Source organism: Pseudoduganella sp. OTU4001, assembly GCF_038440195.1.
Taxonomy (GTDB): domain Bacteria; phylum Pseudomonadota; class Gammaproteobacteria; order Burkholderiales; family Burkholderiaceae_D; genus Rugamonas.
In genome coordinates this window covers 405596-428105 of record NZ_JASATG010000001.1, presented here as the reverse complement: position 1 = coordinate 428105, position 22510 = coordinate 405596, and the positions used below count along the sequence as shown (strand labels likewise).

The following is a 22510-nucleotide window of genomic DNA, read 5'->3' as shown; positions in this document are numbered from 1 at the left end:
ACTGTGATGGTGATATGACCAATACAATCCTGTTATCCCGCGAAGGCGGGGAGTCGCTCAGCGACCAGATCGTGCGCAGCGTGGCCGCCCGCATCGATGACCGCGTGCTGCGCGCCGGCACGCGCATGCCGTCCATCCGCCAGTTCGCCACCAGCCACGGCGTGTCGCCGTTCACCGTGGTGGGGGCCTACGACAAGCTGGTGGCGCGCGGCTACCTTGAGTCGCGGCGCGGCGCCGGCTTCTTCATCCGCGACCGCGCGCCGCTGCAGGCGCCGCAGCCGTCGGCCAGCGCGGCCGGCCTGGCGCCGCCCGACAGCACCCACTCGCTGGACGTGGTGTGGCTGGTGCGCAATATGTTCCGTACCGTGCCGCACCAGTACATGCCCGGTACAGGCGTGCTGCCGGCGGACTGGCTGGACGGGGTGGCGATCGGCAATGCGCTGCGCGCTATCAGCCGCCAGCACAGCAGCATCCTGCTGAATTACGGCGTGCCGCAGGGTTATCTGCCGCTGCGCCAGCACCTGCAGCACAAGCTGGCGGAATTGGAAATCGGCGCCGCGCCGGAACAGATCGTGACCACGGCCGGCGTGACCCAGGCGCTGGACATGGTGGCGCGCGAGTTCACACGTCCCGGCGATACGGTGTTCGTGGACGATCCGGCCTGGTTCCTGATGTTCGGCTCCTTTGCGGCGCTGGGGGCGCGCGTGATCGGCATCCCGCGCCTGGCCGACGGGCCCGACATCGCGCAGCTGGCCGAACTGGCCGCCATCCACAAGCCCAAGCTGTACGTGATCAACTCGGTGCTGCACAACCCCAGCTCCACCTCGCTGTCGGCAGCCAAGGCGTTCCAGATCCTGCGCATCGCCGAGGAGCACGGCATCACCATCGTGGAGGACGATATCTACTGCGACCTGCACCCGGGCAGCAGCGTGCAGCCGGCCACGCGCATGGCGGCGCTGGACCAGCTGAAGCGCGTGATCTACCTGGGCGGCTTCTCCAAGACCATGGCGGCCAACCTGCGCGTCGGCTTTATCGCCACTTCGGAGGAACTGGCGCTGCGCCTGGCCGACCGCAAGATGCTGCAGACCCTGACCACCAGCGATATCGGCGAGCGGGTGGTGCACAAGGTGCTGTCGGAAGGCAGCTACCGCAAGCACACGGAGCGCATGCGCGCGCGGCTGGACGGCCTGCGTGCGCGCGTCGTGCGGCAGCTGGAAAAGACCGGCATGCGCATCGCCAGCGCGCCGCCGGCGGGCATGTTCGTGTGGGTGGATGCGGGGTGCGACACCAATGTGCTGACCGAGAAGGCCATGGCGGAGGGATTGCTGCTGGCGCCGGGTAGCCTGTTCTCGCCAAGCCAGCTGCCGTCGCGCTACATGCGCCTGAATATCGCCGCGCTGCAGGCACCGGAAATCTGGCGGTTCCTGCAGCGCGAACTGGGCCGTACTTAATCGATGTTGCGCGAGGCGGAGGTTTGGACTCCGCTTGGCGACGTCACCGTGACGATGAAGCGGCCCGGGTTATCGACTAGTGGACAGCTGATGGTGACGTTATATGTCGGGATCGACAGCGGCTGGCCAACTCCAAGCACCACGTTCGGTACGATCGCTCCGGCCGGGAAGGTGCCGCCACCGTTGGTCGTTTCAAACTTGATGGTGGAGCCGGCCGGCATCATGAGGCCGTTCAAATCGCTGACCAGTACCACGACGTCGACCGCGGCGCCAGGCGAGCAACTGATCGTGGTGGCTGGCGCGATGGCGATATTTGCGCTGCTGGTGCTGAATTGCTGCACCAGCGCCGACGATACATACAAGGTCTGGTTGCTCGGCTGCTGCGGCGAGCGCAATACGCCGTTGTAGACTCCGTCGCCGGCCGTGGTGCACAGGCCGTTGGAGTTGGGGCCAACGCAAGCCTCGCCGGCATCCCAGCGGCCGTTTTCATTATCGTCGCGGTAGATGTCAGGGCTCTTGTCGAGGAAGGTATCGCCGGCGTCGTAGGTATTATTGCCGTTGTTGTCGATCAGGTTTTCCTCGCCCAGCGCGAAGGCCATGATGGTGACGCGGCCGCCGGTCGGGCGCGGGTTCGCCGAGTACAGCGGCACCGTGCAGAGGCCATCCTTGGTCACGCAGGAGGCGCCGATATTGCCGCCTTCCGCCGTGAAGTTGACCGCCGTGCCATCCGGGACCGGGTTGCCGAAGTGGTCGCCCAGGATGACTTTGACCGTGCTGCACAGCTGGTCGATGACCCAGCCTTCGCAGTTGCCGATGGCGGTGGATAGCGAGAAGTGCGCCTGGTCCGGCACGCCGTTCGATACCACCAGCAAGCTGGAGACGGTGGTCAGCGGCGGATTGCTGTTGGCGACCTTGGCCACCACGCGCACCGATGTAGGCTGCACGCCATTGCTCACCGTTGTGGTCACGGTGCCGTCGGCGGCGGAGACGACGGCGGCTGGACTGAGGCTCAAGCCGCCGGTCGTGGTGGTGGTGCCGCTGTCGGAGAAGGTGAAATTGACCATGCGTCCCGACAGGGCCGAGCCATTGGTGTCGAACAGCTGGAATTTGACCGTGGCCGATTCCGGGCGGCCCGGGCCGCCGGTGCCCTTCAGCGCGATATTGGCGGTGTCGACGCCGACAAACTTGATCGAACCGACCGATGGCGGCAGCACCGTCACGTTGCCGCTGGCGCTAAGGGTGGCGTTCGGCAGGATGGCCGTGGCGGTCACGGTGTCGGTCGCGGCACAGCCTTTGTCGGTATAGCTGGCGATGGCGACACCGCCTTGCGTGACGACCGGCGTGCCGATGGTGGCTTTGCCGGAGGCGACGCAGGAGGAGGTGAAGCTGACGGCAACCGGCTGGGTATATGGCGCACCGCCGCTCTGCAAGGAGATGGTGATGCTGGCGTTGCCGCCGGCCGGCACCGAGGTGGGGTTGAACGACATGGTGCTGAAGCTCACGACCGGGAAGGTGACCGTGTAGCCGCTCGATACCCTGAGATTGCTGCCACTGACGGTCGTTGCGGCGCTGGCGGTAAAGGCGCCAGCCTGGCTGCCGGCGGCCAGCTGCACGCTGGCGACGCCGCTGGCATCGGTCAGCGCAGTGCCGGTGGCGGGCGAGAATACCCCCGACAAATCGGTGCTGGTAAAGGTCACCACGGCATTAGGCACCGCCAGGCCCTGGTTGTCGCGGACGGTGGCCTGCAGGCGTGCCGGCCGCGTCGGGGTCAGCGCATTGAAGGCGGCGCCGCTGTTGTCCAGCATGGCCAGTACCACGGTAGGGGCGTTGCTGCCGCCCGGCAGGCTGACCGTATAGTTGGCCGAAGCGCGCGCGCTGCTGCTGCCGCTGCCGTAGCTGGCGTTCAGGGTAAAGGCTCCGGCCAGTGCACCGGCCCCCAGCTGGGTGCGCGCGACGCCGCTGGCGTCGGTCAGGGCGGTAGGGGTGTTCAGCACTGCCGTGCCGTCAGTGCTGCTGAAGGTGACCAGGGCGCCGGCAATCGGCAGGTTCTGGTTGTTCTTCAGCGTGGCGCTCACGCTGGCGCCTTTGGATGGCGTCAGGGCGTTAAAGGCGGCGCCGCTGCTGTCGGTCATCGCCAGCGCCATGGTCGAGGCGCTCTCGCTGCTGCCGGCGAAGCTGACCGTGTAGTTGGCGCTGGCCTTGGTGGCCGGCGCGCTGGCGGCATAGGTGGCGGTGACGGTATAGGCGCCGGCCTGGGTGCCGGCCGCCAGCTGGACGCTGGCCATGCCGTTGGCATCGGTCAGTGCGCTGCCGGAGGTCGGCGTGAATACGGCGCTGCTGTCGGTGCTGGTGAAGGCGACGACCGCGTTGGCGATGGCCTGGCCCTGGCTGTTTTTCAGCAGGGCGGTCAGCTTGGCGCCCTTGGATGGCGTCAGGGCGTTGGTGGCGGCGCCGCTGGTATCGGTCATCGACAGCGCGATGCTGGGGGCGTTACCGGTCGGGAAGGACACGGTATAGCTGGCCGTGCCCTTGATCGTTGGCGTGGCGCTGTAGGTGGCTGTGATGGTGAATGCGCCGGCCACGGTGCCCGCCGCCAGTTGCACGCTGGCGGCGCCGCTGGAGTCGGTCAGCGCGGTGCCGCTGCTCGGCGAGAACACGGCGCTCGGGTCGGTGCTGGTGAAGGCGATCACCGCATTCGCCACAGCCTGGCCCTGGGCGTTTTTCAGCACCGCGGTCAGTTTGGCCCCTTTGGCAGGTGTCAGCGCATTGAAAGGCGCTCCGCCGGAGTCTGTCATGGCCAGCGTCAGCGTGCCCTCGGTGGTCGGCGTGCCGCCAGTGCCGGGACTGGTGCTGCCGCCGCAACCGGGCAAAGCGCTTGTGCGCGACGGGTCGATGTTCTGGCATCCGTCGTTGCTGCCGCCACCACCGCATGCCGCCAGCACGAGTGCCAGCAGGCAGGCGACCAGGAAGTTCATCAGGCTGTTCGTCCTCAATTGCGTCAACATGTGCGACCCCTTTTTAGTTGTTGTCGTCGTCGTGCAGGGCTACCAGCGACAGGCCGGCGGCTTCGGTAGCTGCGGTCAGGCTTTGGCTGGCATCCTTGCCCAGCACCAGGCGTACGTCGCTGGCGGTCAGCTGTTTGCTGGTCAGCTGCGCCTTGCCTTGCAGGGCTTTCTGCAGGCTGGCGGCCTGCTTTTCAAAGCCCGGGCTGTACTGGATGGTGGTGGCGACCTGCTTGTATGGCTTGTCGTTGCTCAGGCGGTCGACCGGGATGCCCATGGCGCCCAGCAGGTGGCGGAAGCGGCGCGCCATGCCGGTGACGCCGTTGCCGTTGGAGACTTCCAGGCGGGCCATGCGCAGCTTGGACGCTTGCGGCACGGCTTGCGCGGCAGGCTTGGGTGCGGCAACGGCCAGCGCCGGTGCGACAGGGGCGGCCACAGGTTCGGGCGCGGGGCGGGTCTTCAGCTCGAAGACGTTGGAGGCTACCTTGACCAGTTCCATATGGCTGCCGATCTCGCGGGCGGAGCTGGGGATGACGGTCAGCAGCTGCGGTTCCTTGCGCGGGACGGCGGCGACAGGCGCCGTGGTCTGCGCATCCGCCGCCGGGGTCACCGTCGCCACGGCAGGCGTGGCGGCGGCCGCGGCGGCGGTTTGCGCAGGCGGGATCGCCGCAGAACGTGCGGCTGCTGTTTCGGTTACCGTGACAACGCCTGGTGCGCTGGCTACGACCGCTGGCGCAGCCGCCGCGGCCGGTGCGGCGGCGATTTGCGGCTCGTCGGCGGCCGGCATTGGTGCGTTGCGCAGCGAGGCTTCCGCCAGCTGCAGGTTCTGGAACGCTTTCGGCCCGGCGCCCAGCGCCATGGCCCGGCGCAAGGTCTTGGCGGCCCCGGCATGGTCGCCCATCAGGTGCTGGACATAGCCCAGGTTGGTGTGCGGCTGGGCTTCGCCCGGATAGTCATTGACCAGCGCCACCAGGGCGCGCCGGGCCGACTCCAGGTTGCCCTGCTGCGCCTCCAGCACCGCCACCGCGTTGCGCGCCTCCAGCTGGTTCGCATCCAGCGCCAGCGATTGCGCATACGCCCCCAGCGCCAGTGCCAGCTGGCCGCGTTCGTGATGGAAGCGCGCCAGCCGGTTCCAGCTGGCGGCCTGGTTGCCCGGCATATCGCCGCGCACCACCGGCGATACGGCCAGCGGCCGCTGTGCGGTAGGAGCATTGCACGCTTGCAGAAGGCCGCAACCCACTACGGCCAACGCGATTGGCTTGAGCTTGATCATGGCGAATCCTTTCTTAGCCGTTGCCGGCCATCGTTGGCAACAGCACGCGATAGATGGAAATGAAGGCAGGCCCCATCAGTACCACCAGCAGCGATGGGAAGATAAAGAAAATCAAAGGGAACAGCAATTTCAAGGCAATCTTGGCGGCGGCTTCCTCGGCACGCTGGCGGCGCCGTGTGCGCAGCTGGTCCGACTGCACGCGCAGCGAATCGGCGATGCTGGTGCCGAAGCGCTCGGCCTGGATCAGCATGGCGACCAGCGCATCGACATCCTCCACCCCGGTACGCAGCGCCAGGTTGCGCAGCGCGCGCTCCTTGGCCAGGCCGGCGCGCAGTTCGAGCGTCACCAGGTGCAGTTCATCGGCCAGGATCGGGCTCTTGATGCCGATCTCGTCGCCTACCCGCAGCAGGGCCGCGTCCATCGCCAGGCCGGCTTCCACGCACACGGTCAGCAAGTCCAGCGCATCGGGGAAGGATTCGAAAATTTCCAGCTGGCGGCGCTGGATTGCATAGTGCAGCAGAATGTTCGGCAGGTAATAGCCGGTGCCGGCAGCCAGCAACAACCAGAACATCAGGCTGTTGCCAGTCATGCGAGAGTTCATCAATACCAGCGCACCATACATAGCCAGTGGCAGGATAATCGCCAGCGTGGTTTTCGCCGCGAAATACAGCACACCCATCGACGAATGGCGCAGCCCCGCATTCATGAAGCGTGTGCGCAGCGCAGACTTCTCCCATTCTTCCGTTTCGGCGCCGGACAGTTTGGCGATCGGCGCCAGCATGGCGGCGATGCGCGCCAGCAGGTTTGGATTGATGCGTTCGCGGCGGCGTGCCGTGCTTGGCCGTTCCGTCACCTGTTTCAGGCGGCCTTGCACCGGGTCGGTGCTGAAGCGCGACATGACCAGGTAGGCGCTGCCGAACACCAGCAGGAACACCAGGGCGAGGAAGGCGATTTGAATTAAAGTCATCTCAATCTCCTAGACGCGAATCCGGATAATCTTGCGCATGACGAATACGCCGGCAATCATCATCATGATGGCGGTGGCCACCATCTTGCGACCGGCCGGGTCGGTGTACAGCACCGACAGGAAGCCGGGGTTGGTGAGCTGGATCATCAGGCCCGCGCCGAAGGGCAGCAGCCCCAGTACCCAGGCCGACATTTTTCCCTCGGCCGACAGCACGCGGATCTGGCCCAGCAGCTTGATGCGCTCGCGCACGATGCGGCTGATGTTGTCCAGCAGTTCGGCCAGGTTGCCGCCGGTCTCGCGCTGGATCAGCACCGCGATCACGAAGTAGCGCAGGTCGGTGCTGGGCACGCGCGTGGCCAGGTTCATCAGCGCGTCGTGCATGGAGATGCCGAAGTTGACTTCGTCGAACGTGATGCGGAATTCGTCGGCAATCGGCTCGCTCATTTCGTCGCCCACCATTTTCATGGCGGTAGGGAATGCATGGCCGGCGCGCAGGGCGCGGCCGATCAGGTCCAGCGCATCGGGCAACTGATGGTCGACTTTCTGCAGCCGCTTGGTCTTTTGGTTGATCACCCAGAGCAGCGGCAGGCTGATGGAAAAGGCCATCAGCCCCAATACGGCAAACAGCGGCAGGTTCAGATAGAGCGTCAGGCCGCCCACCAGTACCGGGCAGATCACGGACAGCACGATCAGGTCCGATACCGTCCAGGTCAGGCCCGATTGCTCCAGCAGGCGGTCGACCTGGCTCACGCGCGGCATCTGCAGTAGCAGGCGCTGGAGCAGCGGGGATTCGCTCAGCAGGCGCTTCTTGATCATTGACTGGTTTTCGCCGCCCGTGTGGCCGCCGGCCGACATCATGCGCAGGCGACGCGCGATGCGCTCGGCCTCCGGACCCTTGGCCGAGTTCCAGGTCAGGTACATGCCCTCAATCAGCAGCACCACCGCCACGAACACCAGGATGCCGGTAATGTAGTAGAGATAGTCCATGACTTACATCCTCTTTTGCATGGTAGGGTCGAACATGTCGTCGGCCAGGCTGACGCCGAAAGTGCGCAGGCGTTCGCCGAAGCGCGGCCGCACCCCGGTGGCGCTGAAGTAGCCCTGCACCGAGCCGTCGGCGCCGACGCTGGTCTGCTTGAAGCAGAAGATCTCCTGCATGGTGATCATTTCGCCTTCCATGCCGGTGATCTCCTGGATCGACATCAGCTTGCGCTTGCCGTCGGTCAGGCGCGCCACCTGCACCACCACGCCGATGGCGGAAGAGATCTGCTGGCGCATGGCTTTCACCGGCAGGCCGGCGGCGCCCATGCTGATCATGTTTTCCAGGCGGGTCAGTGCGTCGCGCGGGGTGTTGGCGTGGATGGTCGCCATCGAACCTTCGTGGCCGGTGTTCATGGCCTGCAGCATGTCCAGCGCCTCGGCGCCGCGCACCTCGCCCAGGATGATGCGGTCGGGGCGCATGCGCAGTGCGTTGCGGACCAGGGCGCGCTGCGTCACCTCGCCCTTGCCTTCGATATTGGGTGGCCGCGTTTCCAGGCGCACGATGTGCGGCTGCTGCAGCTGCAGTTCGGCCGCATCTTCGATGGTGACGATGCGTTCGCTGTGGCTGATGTAGCCGGAAATGGCGTTCAGCATGGTGGTCTTGCCGGAACCGGTACCGCCCGAGATCAGGATGTTCACCTTGCTCTTGCCCAGCGCCTGCAGGATGGTGGCCATGGCCTCGGTCATCGAGTTGAAGCTGATCAGCTCCTGCAGACCGAGTGGATCGGCCGAAAAGCGCCGGATCGACAGCACCGGGCCGTCGATCGCCAGCGGCGGGATGATGGCGTTGACGCGCGAGCCGTCGGGCAGGCGGGCATCCACCATCGGACTCGATTCGTCGATGCGGCGTCCCACGCGCGAGACGATCTTGTCGATGATCTTCATCAAGTGGGCGTCATCGTTGAAGCTGACCGAGGTCAGTTCCAGGCAGCCCTTGCGCTCGACATAGACCTGGCGCGCCCCGTTGACCAGGATGTCCGATACATTGGGGTCGGCCAACAGCGGCTCCAGCGGCCCGAAACCCAGCACCTCGTACTGGATGTCGCGCGTCAGCGTACGCCGCTCGCTGTCGTTGATCACCACCATGTTCTCTTCCAGCAGGCGCTCCACCAGGATCTTCAGTTCGTCGCGGATCTGGTCCTGGGTCAGGCGCTGCATGCCTTCCAGGTCGACCCGGTCGAGCAGGGTCTGGTGGATGCGGTGCTTGAGCTGCTGGTAGGCGCGGTTGTCAATCGCGTCGGCATTACGCAGGCTGGCGACGTTGCCATTGACAGGCGGCGTGGCGCCAAGGCGGTTGCGGAGGGTTTGGGCTGGGATCTGCATGATCGGCTCCGTGGTTTTTTATTGCGTTCCTGGGGGCTAGGCGCGCTGGAGAATGCGGGACAGCCAGCCGCGCGATTCGCTCGCGCTGTCGCCGGCAAGGGTACGCGCCAGGTCCTGCAATGCTTTGGAAATCGGACTGGTGCGCTGCAGCTGCAGGATCGGCACGCCCTGGTTGACCGAGGCTGCTGCGGCTTCATAGTGGTTCGGAATGGTGCGGTACATGTCCATGCCGTAGGCTTGTTCGCAGTCGCGCAGGCGGATGTCGCCACTGTTCGAATGGCGATTGACGATCAGGTGGATTTTGTCCTTGCGATAGTCAAGCGAGCGAAAAACTTGCAGCAGCCGTTTGCCGTCGCGGATATACGGCAGCGTGGCCTGCAGGATGGGGAAGATCATGTCGGCCTGGTCCAGCGCGCGCACCGAAACGGCGTCCAGGCTGCGGCCGATGTCGAGCAGGACGAAATCGTAGTGCTGGCGCGCCAGGCGCAGCAGGGCGTCCACATGTTCGGGGTGCACGTCGTTGGCCTGGGTCGGGTCGTCCGGCGCCGCCAGCACGTGGAAGTTCGGGGTTACCTGCACCATGCTGGAAAACAGCAGCGAGGCGTCCAGGCGATGGATCTGCTGCGCCACGCTGGCCACGCTGGCGGCCGGGCGCTGGTCCGAGACGAACAGGGAGGCGTCGCCGAACTGCAGGTTGAGGTCGAACAGGGCCACCTTCTTGCTCTCGGCCGCGGCCAGCGCGTAACCCAGGTTGGTGGCCAGGAAGGTGGCGCCGCTGCCGCCCTTGCAGGAGATGAACGCCAGTACCTTGCCCAGCGCGCGCGTGCTGTAGCTGCGCTTGTCGTCGATGCGGCGCACGGCAGCCTGCAGCGCGTTGCCATCGATCGGCATCGGCATCACTTCGCGCACGCCGGCGCGCATCGCCTGCAGCAGGAAGTCGGGGGTCTGCTGGGTGCAGGCCAGGATCACCGCCATGTCGGGATACTGGGCGCTCAGGGTTTCCAGCCGGTCCAGGTCGTCGCCATTCAGCAGCGGCTGCGCCACCAGCAGCAGGTCCGGTGAGCCGCTCTCGAAACGCGGCAGCTTTTCCAGCAGGCCAGGCAGCACGTCCACCTGGTCGGACTGGCTGCGTTCGCGCAGGATGCGGGCAATCTCGAACAGTTGCTTATCGTTGCTGGAGATGGCGGTGATCTTCATGATAGGTCTCTATCTAGTTGGCAAAGCCCATGCTTTCGGCGTAGACGGTGGTGGTGGCCCGTGGCAGGGTGGTCGCTATTTTCGAGACGCTCATCTTGCCGGGTTTGAAAATCACGGGCGTGTAAACCACGTTTTGGACCGAAACTTCCACGTACATGATGCATTCCGTGGTGCGGGTGGCGTCGATGCAGGCGGCCAGGTTGTCGCCGGCGTCGAGCGGTGTAGTGGTCACTTCATCGATGCCGTTGGCTTGCAGGTAGCGGATGAAAATATTTGCGTCGGTAACTTCCGGACCGCCGGGCAGCGTGGTGGAGCCGAACAGGGCCAGCCGCTTGATGGTGCTGGTTTGGTCGACCCAGCGCACGGTGGCTTCGCGCGCGCCGCGACGGGTGATTTCCTGCATGCTGCTGTAGACGAACAGCATGCGGCTGAATTCGAATATGGCGTAGATCAGCGCAATCAGCAGCCCGCCGATCAGGGCGAATTCCACCGCGGCGGCGCCGCGCTGGCGTTTCAGGGAAGGCAGCAATGGGCTGGCTCGCATGGCATCCTCACAGCATATAGCGCATGGTGGTGCGCGGTGTCAGGTAAATGTTGCGCACCGAATTGCCGATCAGCGGAATGGTCTGGCCGATGCTGACTTTATAGTTGACGATCTCGACGCGGATGCTGGCCGGTGCTTCGTTATCGGCACAGTCGGGAGTCTCCTTGTTGGTGGAGTCGATGCAGGTAACCAGCACCTTGCTGCTGTTGAAGTCGGGCACCTTGGCCGCGGTGGCGGCGGCCGCCACCAGGTCCTGCGCCTTGCCGACCGAGATGGTCTTGATGCCGGCCTTCTTGGCCACGCTCATATAGCGGGCGCCGTCGCGGGTGGCCTTGGATAGCGCGTCGTAATAGGCAAAGGCGCGTCCCAGCTCCCAGGTGCCCGCCAGCAGCAGGACCAGCAGGGACGCCACCAGCGCGAATTCGATCAGGGCGGCGCCGGATTGCTGGTTTGATGGACGGGTGCGCATGGCGTTCACTTATACAGTTTGACTTCGGACGAGGGCACCGGTTCCACCAGGCCCGTAAATTCCAGGAACAGTTCGTTCGCGGCAATGTCGGCCGGTTTCAGCATGAAGAACTTGCCGATGCCGACGGCGTCCATCACGCCGCAGGAGGCGCTGCCGGTTGGCGGCTTGCTGCAGTCGATCAGGACGATATTCAGGATGCGGCGGTCTTCGACGCCGGGTCGGCCGGTGGGCGCCAGGAAGGTTGGTCCGCTGGCCTGGTTGTAGGGAGCCGCGTATTGCGAGGTAAAGCCGTTACCCACGGTGTCGGGGTATTTGTCGGTACCGCTCTCCTTGATGTAGTCGATCGCCGTGCCGAGCGAACCATACATCTTGCTGGTGGTCTTGGTGCTGTTGGCCTGCGCCGGCAAAATGGCGGTGCTGCCGTCGGACTGCACGGCCGGGGTGTAGGCCCAGGTCACGCCATGCCCGGCATAGCTGGCTTGCGGCGAGTTGACCAGGGCGCCTCGGTCGAAGGAGATCGAGGGCCAGATATCGGTGCCCTTGGCCGTGGCTTCATGAGGCAGGGCATAGGCTGGCGTCTTCAGGCCGCTCTTGACAGGATCGGTGACGGTGTTGATCGACATCTGGCTGGGCAGGCTGGTGCCGCCGGAGTCCTGCCAGTTGGCCGGCGGATTGCCGGCGCCGGAACTGAAGGGCTGGATATTCTTGTCTGGCGGCGCGGTAGCCGGGTCGCACTTGGAGCCGCCGGAATAGTCGTTAAAGCGCGAATTGAAGGCTTTCGACAGCGTGGCAGCCACACCGGTATTGGTGTACACCTGGCCGATGCCGGTCGGCAGCACGGCGCTGTTGCCCGCACAGATGAAGGGGGCGGTCACATTGGTCGAGGAGTTGGCCGGGACACAAGTTGGCGGCGAGTTGATGGGGTTGATGGTGTAAGGGTCGGAGCTGGCGCCACCCAGCGTACCCAGGCCGAACAGGTTATACGACATGCCGCGGCGGAAACCATATTCGACGATTTCTGTGAAGGCGCCGTAGTTGTAGTTGGCTGTGCGGCGGGTCGGGTCGATGGCGCAGATTCCGATCGGCGTCACGGTGTTGACGAAGCGCCCGGCCACGGCAATGCTGTAGGTCGAGGTGCTGTTGTCGCCGGCAATTCTCATCAGCCACGTATTGATCGTGGTGGAGGCGCCGCCATTGCCGCCGCTGCGGGTATCGACTTCGACGAACGTGCGGCCGGTGGCGTTGCCCTTGCTTTGCGCCAGCGTGTACCACGGTCCTTCGGGGTTGTCGGCGAAACGGAAATTGGCGGACGTCATCGTCATGGTCCGGCCAAAGTCGTAGCGGTTCTTGCTGGCCAGCGCAATGCCGGAAGCGACCGCCTTGTCCAGCCCCGCATCGGTATTGTCGAGGTCTTTGCCGGCCGCCAGGGCAGCCGAATCGGCCATGTTCTGCAGTTCGGTCTTGACGATGTACAGGTGGCCCAAGTCGATGACCAGGCCGGACACCGGGATCAGGACCAGCATCAGCATCAAGCCCGTCATCACGGCGACGGAGCCGCGCTGCTGGTGTCGATTGGGGACGGGCTTGCGCATGGCGCCCTCCTACTTGCCCAGGCCAAGGGTGAAGCCGCCGGTGTTCTTCTCCGGCGCTTTGAACGATTTGGTGTACTGGTCGTAGCCCAGCTTGGCGGTACTGGCAGGCATGCCCGACACCGTTGCCATATTGCGGTCGGCGGCCGGATTGATGACCTGGGCATTCTTCATGTCGGTCAGCGAGTGGCCCAGCACCTGGTCGGTATGCGGCGCGGGCGCGCTGCAGGCGGCCAGCGCCAGCGGCAGCAGGACGGAGCCGGCGCGCAGGTAGTAGCGATGGTTCATGGTGCCCTCCTAGTTCAGGTCAAAGCCGCCGCCGGCAGGCTTGGCGGGTGGGTTCTGTGGCTTGCTGCCCTGCGGTGCGGGGCCTTCCATCTTGCCGTTGAAGATGCGGGAAACGCGTTCCGGATCGGTCACCTGGGCGGTCGGCAGGCGCTCGGCGAAGTCCGGCGGCAGCGGTTTGACCAGGCGTGGCGTGACCACGAACACCAGCTCGGTGCGGTCGTTCTGGAAGTCGTTGGAGCGGAACAGGGCGCCCAGCACCGGTACTTCCCCGAGCACGGGCACGGCCTTGATATTGGTGCTGGAGTTGTTCTTGATTAATCCGCCGATGGCAAAGCTCTGGCCGTCGTACAGCTGCACCACGGTGGAGGCGCGGCGCGTGGTGAACGAAGGCAGGATGGCGCCGCCCGTGATGCCGGCGGCGGTAATGCCCACGCCTTCCTTGTTCAGTTCCGATACCTCCGGCGCCACTTTCAGGTTAATGCGGCCATCCGCCAGCACCGTCGGCGTGAAGCGCACCGCCACCCCGAATTCCTTCTCTTCCAGGGTGATGCGGGTAAAGCCACCTTCCGGTGTGGAGGCCACTGGGATGTAGATGCGGCCGCCAGCCAGGAAGCTGGCTTCCTGGCCGCTGATGGCCATCACGTTCGGTTCGGCCAGCATCTTGACCAGGCCGTCGCGCTTCTGCGCGTCGATGGTGAGAAAGTTGCCGTTGCGTTTGTTGAAGGCGTCCAGCAGGCCCGGATTGCCGGTCAGCAGGTTCGACAGCAGGGTGTAGGTCCAGTTGCCGATCGCATGGCTGGCGCCGATGCTGGCGCCCAGCTGGTCGACCAGCGATTTGGACACTTCGGCCACCTTCACTTCCAGCATGACCTGCTGCGGTGCGGCGATCGTCATCATATTGATAATCTTGATCGAGGTCGCCCCTTCGGCACCGCCAGCAGGCGCGGCGCCGCCGGCGGCCGGGCGTGGCCGCGTGACGTAGGCGTTGGACAGCTGCAGCACATGGTCGGCCACCACCACGTCCGGCACCACGCCGCTCAGCATGATGGAGTCGGCCGCCGGGGTCACCTTGACCATGCCTTTCTGGCCGGTCAGCTTGTCGATGCCATCCTGCAGCGTCACCACGTCGGTGCTGACGGTCAGGTCGGCGATGATGGTGTCGCCGGTCTTTTGCCACAGGATCAGGTTGGTGGTGCCGACGGTACGGCCCAGCATGTACAGTTCTTTCGGATTGAGCAGGATCACGTCGGCAATGCGCGCATCGCCCACTGCCACCCGCGCCGCCGGATGCTGCAGGCGCACGATGCTGGACTTGCCCTCGGCCAGCTGCATGGCCGGGGCCAGCTCGGTACGGCCTTCAGCCACCGGCATCGAACCCTGTTCCGGTTTCTTTGCCTCCAGCGTGCCCCGGGCCTTGATCTTGGGCTTCTGCGTGACCACGGCCGCTTCGGCAGCCACCTGGGCGGCGGCAGGCATGGGCAGGGCGGGCAGGACCAGCAGGGCGCCACAGATGGCCGGTACAGCGGTGCTTATTCTTTTCATGGGTAGGCTCCGTTCAGAATTGTTGGCTGCTGCGATCCAGTCCTTTGATCAACTCTACTTTGACGCCTGGCGGCGGCACATTGGCCACCTTGCGTACCGGGGCGGCGGGCTTGGGGGCTTCAGCCTTGGGCGCCGGCGCTGCCGCGACCTGCGCGCCCAGCAAGGTAGTCTTGGTGGCGCCCTTGGTCAGCACCGGATTGGGGTCGATCTGGTTGCGCAGCACCAGCGACAGGCTGCCGACGCTGCGCGCCAGGTCCAGCTTTTCCACTTGTTCCGGTGTCAGTTCCAGCGTCACCGCATTGACCACCTTTGGCTTGGTCTCGTCGCGAGAGGATTCCTGCGCCACGGCCAGCACCAGGATGCGCTCCAGCACGATCTTGGAAATGGTCGGGTCCTTGCCGCCGCTGCGGCTGCCTTCTTCCTGGGTGTTGACCAGGATGTCGACGTAGTTGCCGGGCAGGGCAAAGCCGGCTACGCCCACCACGTCGTTGACGCGCACCGTCATGGCGCGCTTGCCTTCGGCCACCACCGCCGACAGGCCGCCCTGGGTGCCGGGCGGCGCCAGCTTGGTTTCCAGGATCGGTTCGCCGCGCGTGATGCTGCTCTTGGTGACGCGCGACTCGAGCAGCTTGTCGTCCTTGATGGCGCCGGGCGGCTGCACCGAGGCCGGCCAGTCCACCAGCCGGATCATGTCCGGCGTGATGCGGGCGCCCAGGCTGATGTCAACCTGGGCCACCGCCACTTTGGCGGTGGCTGTGGTGGCTTGGGCGTTGATCCAGCGCGCCGCCACCACCACAGCCACGAAGGCCAGGCCGATGGCTACCACCATCATGATCATTGCTCGCGTATTCCTCATGATTTTCCCCTATGCCGCAAAATAGTTGTTCCAGGCCCATTCCAGCGCATCGACATCGAGGGTGGGCAGGCGTCCTTCGTAGGCGGCCAGGTCGCGCAGCTGCGAGACCAGGTCGCGTGGGTAGCAGGCCATCAGGGGCCGCTGCTGCAACTGGTGGTGGCGCATCAGCCAGGCAAAGGTTTCGGCCTCGAACGGCACCGAGTAGCGCTGGCACACCTGGCGGAACACGGTTTCGTATTGCTCCGGCTGCAGCGGGCCGACATGGATCTTGTAGCCCAGGCGGCGCAGGAAGGAACCATCGGCCAGCGATTCCGGCGGCAGGTTCGACGAGAAGATCACCACCACATCGAACGGCACCGGGAACTTGTAGCCGTTCTGCAGCGACAGGTAGTCGACCTGGCGATCCATCGGCACGATCCAGCGGTTCATCAGCTCCACCGGCGAGCAGCGCTGGCGGCCCAGGTCGTCGATGATGAAGATGCCGCCGTTGGCTTTCAGGTGGGGCGGCGCCTGGTACAGGCGGGTGGCGGGATCGAAGCGCAAGTCCAGCATATCGAGCGTCAGTTCGCCGCCGGTAATCACGGAAGGGCGCTGGCTACGTACCCAGCGCTGGTCGCGCGGTGAGCGTCGGTCGAACAGCATGCCTGGTGGCGCAATATCCTCAATTGCGGTATGCACCACGGGGTCGAACACGGGGATGATGTCGCCGTCCACCAGCAGTGCGTGCGGAACGGCGATCTGGCCATGCAGCAGCCCGTTCAAGCGCTCGGCCAGGTAGGTCTTGCCGCTGCCGGCCGGGCCGTGCACGAAAATGGCGCGGCCGGAATTCATCGCGGCGCCCAACTGGTCCAGCACCGCAGGACTGGCGACAATACCGTCGAATACTTTACGGATATGGTCGCGCTTGATGCGCATATTGGCCACGCTATTGCCTTTTACCCGCTCGGCGTAGTCGGCAAAGGTGACCGGGGCCGCGCCGGCGTAGGCGTCGCGCCGCACGAATTCGGCAGCGCGGGCGCGGCCGATGTCGGTCAGGTTGTAGACGATGTCGGCATCGGTGTTGCTGATCCCGCGGCGCATCATCTCGATCAGCTTCTCGGTGCGCATGAAGGCGATCACCGGGTCCAGTACCGACAGCGGCAGCTTGAGGTGGCTGGCCAGCTCATTCAGCTTGACCTGGCCGCGCTGGTACAGGATCTTGGAAGTCAGTTCCACCAGCAGCAGGAAGGGCAGGCCGGTCTCTTCCACCGTGCGCGGCGCAGGAACCCGCAGCGGGTCGTCGGCCCAGGGGCGCTTGCTTGGTTCTTCAAAATCGGCAGGCATGGCAGCCCCCTTTCAAAATACCATCGGCAGGACGCGGTACTTTACGCGCCGCATATACAGGACGTAATTGCTGTCGAGCGCGAGGAAGCGCTCTTCGCGGTGCAGGCGCGCCACCAGCAGCGCGGCAGCTGCCAGGCAGGCCACGATGTTGCTGATGCTGGTATTCGACAGCACGTAGCCGATATAGCTCAGCAAATAGCTGGCATACAGCGGATGGCGAATCACGCGGTACAGTCCCGTGGTCTTGATTTCGCGCCGTGCCGCGACCAGGCCGAAGCTGCGATTCAGCGATAACAGGCCGGCAATCTGCAAGAGCACGGCAGCGACGATCAGCGCACGTCCGGCCGGCAGTACGCCTTCGGTGGATGGAATGAAGAGGAAGGGGGCGCCGGTCGACATGATGGCCAGCGCCCAGTCGAGCGGCGAGTGCGACACGGCGGCCGGCTCCGAGCGCAGTACGAACAGGACGGCGACCAGGGTTTCGGAAGCGACGAACAGCAGGTAGGTCCAGTCGCCCGAGTTCTGGAAAGCGCGCAGGTGGGCAGCGGAGAACAGCAGCCAGACGCAGGCCAGGGCCGTGGTGGCCAGCACGTTGACGGCGCGCGAAGCCAGGATATTGGTCGTGTTCATAGTATGCTCCAGCCGAGGTAACGGGTCAGCAACAGGTAGGCAACAGTACCGGTGGCAATCGCCACGGCATAGGGCAACTGGCCAGTGGCGGCAACCGGCGCATCGACGCGGGCGCTGCCACCCGACATGCTGCGCAAGACGCTGCCAAGCACCATCACCTTGACATTGGAGCCCACCTTGCGCAGGCTGCCCTGGAACAGCGCCACCAGCAGCGCCAGCACGCCGCCCGCCAGCACGCTGGACAGACCGGCGCCGAGCGTGTCGAGCGGGCCGAGGAAGGCGCCGATGGCGGCCATCAGCTTCACGTCGCCAGCACCCATGGCGCCCAGCGCATACATAGGCAGTAGCAGGAACAGGCCAAGCACCATGCCGGCCGCGCCTTTCAGCAGGCCAATGGCGCCAAACGGCACGCTGAACAAGCCGGCGCCCGGCGTCACAGTGGCCTGCAGCGCCAGGCCCGCCAGCATGCCTGCCAGTACCAGCTGGTTGGGTATGCGGCGGCTGCGCACATCGGTCGCTACCGCCCAGGCCAGCAGGCCGGCCAGCAGCAGCGCGGGCAGGGCGCTACGGAGGTCCATCATGGTGCGCTCCGTTGGACGATGCGGCCGCAGGCGTGCCAGATGATCCATGCACCCAGTCCGCCGGCATAGCCATCCAGCGCGTAATGCCAGGCCAGGTGCACCGAACCGATCATGACCAGCATGGCAAACACGGTGAGTGCGATTCCTGCTGCGCGGTTCAGGCGCCAACCCAGCAAGGCAAGCAAGACGGCGGTGCCCACATGCATGCTGGGCATGGCGGCAATACTTAGCGCGTTCGTACCGGCGTGGGTGTTGAAGTCGTTCCAGAGCATGTCCTGCACTTGCAGTGCCAGTACCGGGATGGACTGGTCGGCTTCGCGCAGCGCCGCCAACTGCGCCGCGAAAGGGTCGGCGCCTGGCACGACGAAACCGTAGAAGCACGGGCCGACGGACGAAAACATCAATGCCACCACATTTCCCAGCACAATCCAGCTCACGACAAAGCTGAGCAGGAACTGCATGCGCAAGGTGCGGCGCTCCATATTGAAGGCCAGCCAGTACACGCACGACAGCATGATGAAGAACCACAGGTGGTAGTTATAGTTGACGATGGCAGTCATGACCGGATGGCCGAACACCGGCTGCAGCCATTCCCATGGCTGGCGTCCGAAATGCAGCCACGCGTCGGCGGCGGCGAGGCGCGCATCCCAGGCGAAAGGCTGGAACATCGGTACGGCGGCTTTCACCACGGTGAAGCTGGTGGCGAACAGGGGGATGAGGGCCAGCACGGGCAGCGCGAACAGCAAGCGCTCGACGCTCAAGTAGGCGCGCAGGTTCTGATACAGATAGTGCACCAGGCGCGCCGGGCGTTTGAACAACATGACATAGATCGTGTAGCCGCACAGTGCAAACACCAAGCCCATGGCCAGGCTACCCAGGTAGCCGCCCAGTCCCAGGTTCTGGTGGTATTTTTCAGGGAAGGCCCAGGCCAATGCCAAGGCCAGGGAAAAGTGCAAGGCCACGACGGCGATCAGTACGGCGTGCTCGGCATACAGCTTGCGTAGCAAGGCGCTGCGGGCCGCACTGGGCGTGGTGAGTACAGCGCTCATGACATGGCCTTGGAAACTTCGGTGGAAACGTATTCGAACAGGGTACGCAGCTGCGTGCCGACAAAATTGACGCTGATTACGATCACGACGGCAATCAGCCCGCCCAGCAGGGCATATTCAATGGCAGAAACTGCGTGCTCGTTGCGGATGAAACGTTGGATGGCGGACTTCACGATCATCCTCCCGGCAAGTTAAAAAAACGCCTGGGGAAGCGGGGGGGGCAACCCCAGGCACAGGCACATGCTGTTAGCTGTTGGCGGCTTTGAGCTCGGTGCCGATTTTGTCGAAAGTTTTGTCCAGCTCGGTGCCGATGATCTTCACGGCAGCGATGATCACAACGGCAATCAGGGCGGCAATCAGGCCATACTCGATAGCGGTTACACCTTGTTCATCGCGGATGAATTTTTGAATGGCTTTCATGATGATTCCTTTCAGTACTAGTTAGAGTGGTGCACCAAAGTGTTTGCAGCTCCACGGAACAGTGCCCGCTTCACCTGCCTTTTCCAAGCGCTAGAAGCACAATGATGCCGACGACAACTGTCAGTGAGGCTACAAGTACATATTCGTAGAACATGCTGCCGCGCTCATCTGTAATGAAGCTTGCGATTGCTGGCGGTAACAGTGGATCACGCATTCTGTACTCCGGACATGGTTGTGTTGGCCTTGCCTGGTTCTAGTCTCAGCCGACATGTCTGCCGTGCTGATGAGTTCACTTTAGGCTTGGGCGTTTTGACTTCCATCAAACATCTGTCCTTTTGTGGGCAGGACAGCTGTCACTTTTTTCTGTGACAAATCGGGACATTTGTCCCGGCTCAATGAAGATGTGTAGATAGAAAGATTTTTGGCGCCACTGCCGGTAGGGCTAGTGGGCAAAGTTGACGCTACAGGTCGGCCTGGTCGAGCCTGTGCTTGGTAGCAAAAACGTAGAGATCCAGGCGGTTTGACACGCCCAGCTTGTGATAAATCGCGGTCAAATGGTTGCGCAAAGTGTGCTCGGAAATAAACAACTGTTGCGCCAAAGCCTTATTTACGGCCCCCCCACCTGTGGCAATCAGGCTACAGATCCGGCGCTCCTTGGCGGTGAGCTGGGCAATCTTGTCCATGTCGGGATCCTGGCGCCGCGTGGCTTGCGGATTGCGCATGGCTTCGAATACGCGGCTCAGCATCACGCCGTCCAGCCACAGTTCGCCTTCATGGACTTTCTCGATCGCCTTGAGCACGGTTTCCGCCGGCTCATCCTTGCTGACCACGCCGCGCGCGCCCAGCATCACGGCTTTGTCCAGCAGTTCGCGGTCGCGCGTGCCCGACAGTACCAGTACGCGCGCGCCCTGGTTGCAGGCCATCAGGCGCGGCATGATGTCGAGCGAGCTGGTGCCGCCCAGGTCCAGGTCCAGCAGGATCACGTCGGGGATCACTTCATCGGCCATGGCCAGCGCACTGTCGCAGTCGCGCGCCGCGCCCACCACGATCATGTGGCTGGCCTCGCTTTCAATCAGCTTACCCAGGCCCCACAGCAGGGTCTTGTGGTCATCGACCAGCATGATGCGGATTCGTTTATCAAGCCCCATATGCACCTCACACCGGAATCACGATCTGTACTGCAGTGTTGTTCTGGCGGCCGCGCTGCACGCGCGCCATGCCGCCCAGGGCGGCAGCGCGCTCGGCGATCGAGCTAGGAGTAAAGTCTAGCACTGGCTGGCCTGAACATTCATTCTCAATCCGCACCGTGAGCTGGCCGGCGGCGCAGGCCAGTTCGATAAAGCCGTTGCGCGCCGTGGTGTGCTTGCAGATATTGCTCATCCCTTCATTGACGATCTGGAACACTTCGGCGGCCAGGCGGTCGCTCATATGCAACTCACCCTTGGTTTCCACGTTGATGTGGACGTCGTAGAACTGGCGCACCTGCGTCGCTTGCCGGCGCAGCGCGATCAGCAGTTCCGGTTCCTTCATTTCCAGCCCGCCGCGCAGGCTCTTGGCGTAGTTGCGCAAGTCGCGGATCACCTGCGAGGTCATATCCAGCAGGTTGTCGAGGTCCGGCACCAGCGGATTGCCGGGATCGGCCTTGAGGCGGATGCCGGACACGCCATGGCGCAGGCCGATATACGGCTGGATGGTTGTATCGTGCAAGTCGCGGGCGATGCGCTCGCGTTCGCGCAGCACCGCTTCCGACGCCATGCGGTCAAGTAGTTCGATGTTTTCGATCACCGGGAAAGCCTGGGCCGCGATCTGCAGCAGGAACAGGGCGTCCGAGCGGCTGAAATGGTGGCGCTGCGACACTACGATCAGGCGGCCCGAGCCGCGCCGCAATGGCAGTGGGACGGCTATCAGGGACAGCGCATCGAGCAGTTCGGCCAAGGTTTCGCCCGATTCCGATTCGACCGCCACCCAGCGGTGGTGTTCGGCGTCATAGCTTTTCAGCTGCATCTGGCGGCGCAGCCAGCGCCCGCGCGGCTGGCGCAGCAGCAGGATAGCGTCCTCGCCGCAGACCAGCAGCGGCGCGGCGGCGTCCGGCGCCAGGTTGCTGGCATGGATGGGGCGGCCCGCATTGGCCGCGTTGGCCGAGCGCAAAGTCCAGCTGGCGGCACTGTTGTCGTGCATCAGCAGGATGCAGCTGTGGGCACGGTAAAACTGGCGGGTCTGCTCGAGCACGGAGCTGATGGTGCGGTCGACGCCAAAGCGCGGGTTGGACATCTGGCTCACCGCATGCAGCAAGCCCATACGCTGGCGCTGGATCATGGCCATGCCGCCCCAATGCGCGATCATATAGCCCAGGGCCAGCAGGAAGGTGGCGCGCAGCATCAGCAGCGCCATTTCGGAGTCGCTGTGGGTGTAGAACGAGGTCAGGGCGAAGGCCAGCGAGGCCACCATGGTGATGCGGGCGCCTTCCTCGAAGCCGTGGCTGAAGGCCGAAGTCAGGATGGCAAAGAAGAACAGTAGGAAGTAGAAGCTGGAATTGCCGCCGGTGACGTAGACCATCAGGGTGAACCAGCCGACGTCGAGCCAGTACACCAGCTTGCTGCGCACCAGGATCGAGCGGTTGGCCAGCAGCAGCAGGGTCACGCTTTGCAGCAGGTAGGCCAGGAACACGCCTAATGACAGGAAATCCAGGCGGCCGGCCGGCTCCACCACCAGGGTGAACAGGCAAGCCACTGCCAGGACCAGGCGCATCCAGCGCACCATGGAAGCATCCGAAGTATCCTTCGGCAGATTGGCGTGCAACAGGCCTTCGTTGGTCACAGTATCTCCGGTGCTTCTGTTAATACCATGCTAAGAGAATGATAACTGCTTGTCCATCACAAGTTGTATTTTTGAAACGTTGCCGGGCCCTTGAAATGGCGCCTGGCGGCCCTATATGGATGGTTCCTAAGCACTTCCTGATCAGACA

22 protein-coding genes are annotated in these 22510 nt (G+C 64.3%); 1 reads left to right on the top strand and 21 read right to left on the bottom strand.

The features are described 5' to 3' along the window. Nucleotides 1-14 precede the first annotated feature (14 nt). Entirely contained in the window at nucleotides 15-1451 is a 1437-nt protein-coding gene (locus tag AAHE99_RS01975; protein ID WP_342113846.1) for an aminotransferase-like domain-containing protein, read from the top strand. Here AAHE99_RS01975 and AAHE99_RS01970 read toward each other — a convergent pair. The 21 genes from AAHE99_RS01970 to AAHE99_RS01870 form a co-directional block, all read right to left on the bottom strand. After that, nucleotides 1448-4426 (bottom strand): beta strand repeat-containing protein, encoded by a 2979-nt coding sequence (locus AAHE99_RS01970; protein ID WP_342113843.1) that lies wholly within the window; start codon nucleotides 4424-4426, stop codon nucleotides 1448-1450. The two genes, AAHE99_RS01975 and AAHE99_RS01970, sit on opposite strands and share 4 nt — an antisense overlap. Before the next feature lie 43 nt (nucleotides 4427-4469). Continuing rightward, nucleotides 4470-5726, bottom strand: a complete 1257-nt coding sequence (locus AAHE99_RS01965; protein ID WP_342113842.1) for a LytR C-terminal domain-containing protein — start codon at nucleotides 5724-5726, stop codon at nucleotides 4470-4472. A gap of 13 nt (nucleotides 5727-5739) precedes the next feature. Next, nucleotides 5740-6693: a type II secretion system F family protein gene (locus tag AAHE99_RS01960; protein WP_342113841.1), complete on the bottom strand. Its 954-nt coding sequence runs from the start codon at nucleotides 6691-6693 to the stop codon at nucleotides 5740-5742. A gap of 9 nt (nucleotides 6694-6702) precedes the next feature. Then, nucleotides 6703-7680, bottom strand: coding sequence for a type II secretion system F family protein (locus AAHE99_RS01955; protein ID WP_342113839.1), 978 nt, complete (start codon nucleotides 7678-7680; stop codon nucleotides 6703-6705). A gap of 3 nt (nucleotides 7681-7683) precedes the next feature. Next, nucleotides 7684-9057, bottom strand: a complete 1374-nt coding sequence (locus AAHE99_RS01950; protein WP_342113836.1) for a CpaF family protein — start codon at nucleotides 9055-9057, stop codon at nucleotides 7684-7686. Between the two features lie 36 nt (nucleotides 9058-9093). After that, the gene (locus AAHE99_RS01945) at nucleotides 9094-10254 is read right to left on the bottom strand and encodes an AAA family ATPase (protein ID WP_342113834.1); all 1161 of its coding nucleotides are present in this window, start codon (nucleotides 10252-10254) and stop codon (nucleotides 9094-9096) included. A gap of 13 nt (nucleotides 10255-10267) precedes the next feature. Beyond that, complete coding sequence (locus AAHE99_RS01940) at nucleotides 10268-10798, bottom strand: TadE/TadG family type IV pilus assembly protein (protein WP_342113832.1); 531 nt, start codon at nucleotides 10796-10798, stop codon at nucleotides 10268-10270. A 7-nt stretch (nucleotides 10799-10805) separates the two neighbouring features. Further along, entirely contained in the window at nucleotides 10806-11267 is a 462-nt protein-coding gene (locus AAHE99_RS01935) for a TadE/TadG family type IV pilus assembly protein (RefSeq protein WP_342113830.1), read from the bottom strand. Nucleotides 11268-11272: 5 nt separating this feature from the next. Continuing rightward, nucleotides 11273-12859: a TadE/TadG family type IV pilus assembly protein gene (locus AAHE99_RS01930; protein ID WP_342113828.1), complete on the bottom strand. Its 1587-nt coding sequence runs from the start codon at nucleotides 12857-12859 to the stop codon at nucleotides 11273-11275. Between the two features lie 9 nt (nucleotides 12860-12868). Continuing rightward, entirely contained in the window at nucleotides 12869-13144 is a 276-nt protein-coding gene (locus AAHE99_RS01925) for a hypothetical protein (protein ID WP_342113826.1), read from the bottom strand. A 9-nt stretch (nucleotides 13145-13153) separates the two neighbouring features. Continuing rightward, a complete protein-coding gene (locus AAHE99_RS01920) occupies nucleotides 13154-14686 on the bottom strand; it encodes a type II and III secretion system protein family protein (RefSeq protein ID WP_342113823.1) in 1533 nt (510 codons plus the stop codon). 13 nt (nucleotides 14687-14699) lie between these two features. After that, nucleotides 14700-15542 (bottom strand): Flp pilus assembly protein CpaB, encoded by an 843-nt coding sequence (gene cpaB, locus AAHE99_RS01915; RefSeq protein ID WP_342113821.1) that lies wholly within the window; start codon nucleotides 15540-15542, stop codon nucleotides 14700-14702. 9 nt (nucleotides 15543-15551) lie between these two features. After that, on the bottom strand, nucleotides 15552-16865 hold the full coding sequence (locus tag AAHE99_RS01910) for an ATP-binding protein (protein WP_342113819.1): 1314 nt from the start codon (nucleotides 16863-16865) through the stop codon (nucleotides 15552-15554). Nucleotides 16866-16877: 12 nt separating this feature from the next. Then, a complete protein-coding gene (locus tag AAHE99_RS01905) occupies nucleotides 16878-17495 on the bottom strand; it encodes a methyltransferase family protein (protein WP_342113817.1) in 618 nt (205 codons plus the stop codon). Further along, nucleotides 17492-18076, bottom strand: coding sequence for an A24 family peptidase (locus AAHE99_RS01900; protein ID WP_342113815.1), 585 nt, complete (start codon nucleotides 18074-18076; stop codon nucleotides 17492-17494). Before AAHE99_RS01900 ends, AAHE99_RS01905 begins: the two co-directional genes overlap by 4 nt. After that, nucleotides 18073-19125, bottom strand: a complete 1053-nt coding sequence (locus AAHE99_RS01895) for a phosphatase PAP2 family protein (RefSeq protein ID WP_342113813.1) — start codon at nucleotides 19123-19125, stop codon at nucleotides 18073-18075. Before AAHE99_RS01895 ends, AAHE99_RS01900 begins: the two co-directional genes overlap by 4 nt. After that, a complete protein-coding gene (locus tag AAHE99_RS01890; protein ID WP_342113812.1) occupies nucleotides 19122-19298 on the bottom strand; it encodes a Flp family type IVb pilin in 177 nt (58 codons plus the stop codon). Before AAHE99_RS01890 ends, AAHE99_RS01895 begins: the two co-directional genes overlap by 4 nt. Nucleotides 19299-19371: 73 nt before the next feature. Continuing rightward, on the bottom strand, nucleotides 19372-19545 hold the full coding sequence (locus AAHE99_RS01885) for a Flp family type IVb pilin (RefSeq protein ID WP_342113810.1): 174 nt from the start codon (nucleotides 19543-19545) through the stop codon (nucleotides 19372-19374). A gap of 70 nt (nucleotides 19546-19615) precedes the next feature. Continuing rightward, nucleotides 19616-19759, bottom strand: coding sequence for a hypothetical protein (locus tag AAHE99_RS01880; protein WP_342113807.1), 144 nt, complete (start codon nucleotides 19757-19759; stop codon nucleotides 19616-19618). A 247-nt stretch (nucleotides 19760-20006) separates the two neighbouring features. After that, nucleotides 20007-20693 (bottom strand): response regulator transcription factor, encoded by a 687-nt coding sequence (locus AAHE99_RS01875; RefSeq protein ID WP_342113805.1) that lies wholly within the window; start codon nucleotides 20691-20693, stop codon nucleotides 20007-20009. A gap of 7 nt (nucleotides 20694-20700) precedes the next feature. Then, nucleotides 20701-22362 carry a sensor histidine kinase gene (locus AAHE99_RS01870; protein WP_342113803.1) on the bottom strand — a complete coding sequence of 554 codons (1662 nt, stop codon included), beginning with the start codon at nucleotides 22360-22362 and terminating at the stop codon, nucleotides 20701-20703. Nucleotides 22363-22510: the final 148 nt, after the last annotated feature.

Coding starts and splice junctions, on each gene's coding strand:
- AAHE99_RS01975 (WP_342113846.1), top strand. CDS start 15: ATGACCAATACAATCCTGTTATCCCGCGAAGGCGGGGAGTCGCTCAGC.
- AAHE99_RS01970 (WP_342113843.1), bottom strand. CDS start 4,426: ATGAACTTCCTGGTCGCCTGCCTGCTGGCACTCGTGCTGGCGGCATGC.
- AAHE99_RS01965 (WP_342113842.1), bottom strand. CDS start 5,726: ATGATCAAGCTCAAGCCAATCGCGTTGGCCGTAGTGGGTTGCGGCCTT.
- AAHE99_RS01960 (WP_342113841.1), bottom strand. CDS start 6,693: ATGACTTTAATTCAAATCGCCTTCCTCGCCCTGGTGTTCCTGCTGGTG.
- AAHE99_RS01955 (WP_342113839.1), bottom strand. CDS start 7,680: ATGGACTATCTCTACTACATTACCGGCATCCTGGTGTTCGTGGCGGTG.
- AAHE99_RS01950 (WP_342113836.1), bottom strand. CDS start 9,057: ATGCAGATCCCAGCCCAAACCCTCCGCAACCGCCTTGGCGCCACGCCG.
- AAHE99_RS01945 (WP_342113834.1), bottom strand. CDS start 10,254: ATGAAGATCACCGCCATCTCCAGCAACGATAAGCAACTGTTCGAGATT.
- AAHE99_RS01940 (WP_342113832.1), bottom strand. CDS start 10,798: ATGCGAGCCAGCCCATTGCTGCCTTCCCTGAAACGCCAGCGCGGCGCC.
- AAHE99_RS01935 (WP_342113830.1), bottom strand. CDS start 11,267: ATGCGCACCCGTCCATCAAACCAGCAATCCGGCGCCGCCCTGATCGAA.
- AAHE99_RS01930 (WP_342113828.1), bottom strand. CDS start 12,859: ATGCGCAAGCCCGTCCCCAATCGACACCAGCAGCGCGGCTCCGTCGCC.
- AAHE99_RS01925 (WP_342113826.1), bottom strand. CDS start 13,144: ATGAACCATCGCTACTACCTGCGCGCCGGCTCCGTCCTGCTGCCGCTG.
- AAHE99_RS01920 (WP_342113823.1), bottom strand. CDS start 14,686: ATGAAAAGAATAAGCACCGCTGTACCGGCCATCTGTGGCGCCCTGCTG.
- cpaB (WP_342113821.1), bottom strand. CDS start 15,542: ATGAGGAATACGCGAGCAATGATCATGATGGTGGTAGCCATCGGCCTG.
- AAHE99_RS01910 (WP_342113819.1), bottom strand. CDS start 16,865: ATGCCTGCCGATTTTGAAGAACCAAGCAAGCGCCCCTGGGCCGACGAC.
- AAHE99_RS01905 (WP_342113817.1), bottom strand. CDS start 17,495: ATGAACACGACCAATATCCTGGCTTCGCGCGCCGTCAACGTGCTGGCC.
- AAHE99_RS01900 (WP_342113815.1), bottom strand. CDS start 18,076: ATGATGGACCTCCGTAGCGCCCTGCCCGCGCTGCTGCTGGCCGGCCTG.
- AAHE99_RS01895 (WP_342113813.1), bottom strand. CDS start 19,125: ATGAGCGCTGTACTCACCACGCCCAGTGCGGCCCGCAGCGCCTTGCTA.
- AAHE99_RS01885 (WP_342113810.1), bottom strand. CDS start 19,545: ATGAAAGCCATTCAAAAATTCATCCGCGATGAACAAGGTGTAACCGCT.
- AAHE99_RS01880 (WP_342113807.1), bottom strand. CDS start 19,759: ATGCGTGATCCACTGTTACCGCCAGCAATCGCAAGCTTCATTACAGAT.
- AAHE99_RS01875 (WP_342113805.1), bottom strand. CDS start 20,693: ATGGGGCTTGATAAACGAATCCGCATCATGCTGGTCGATGACCACAAG.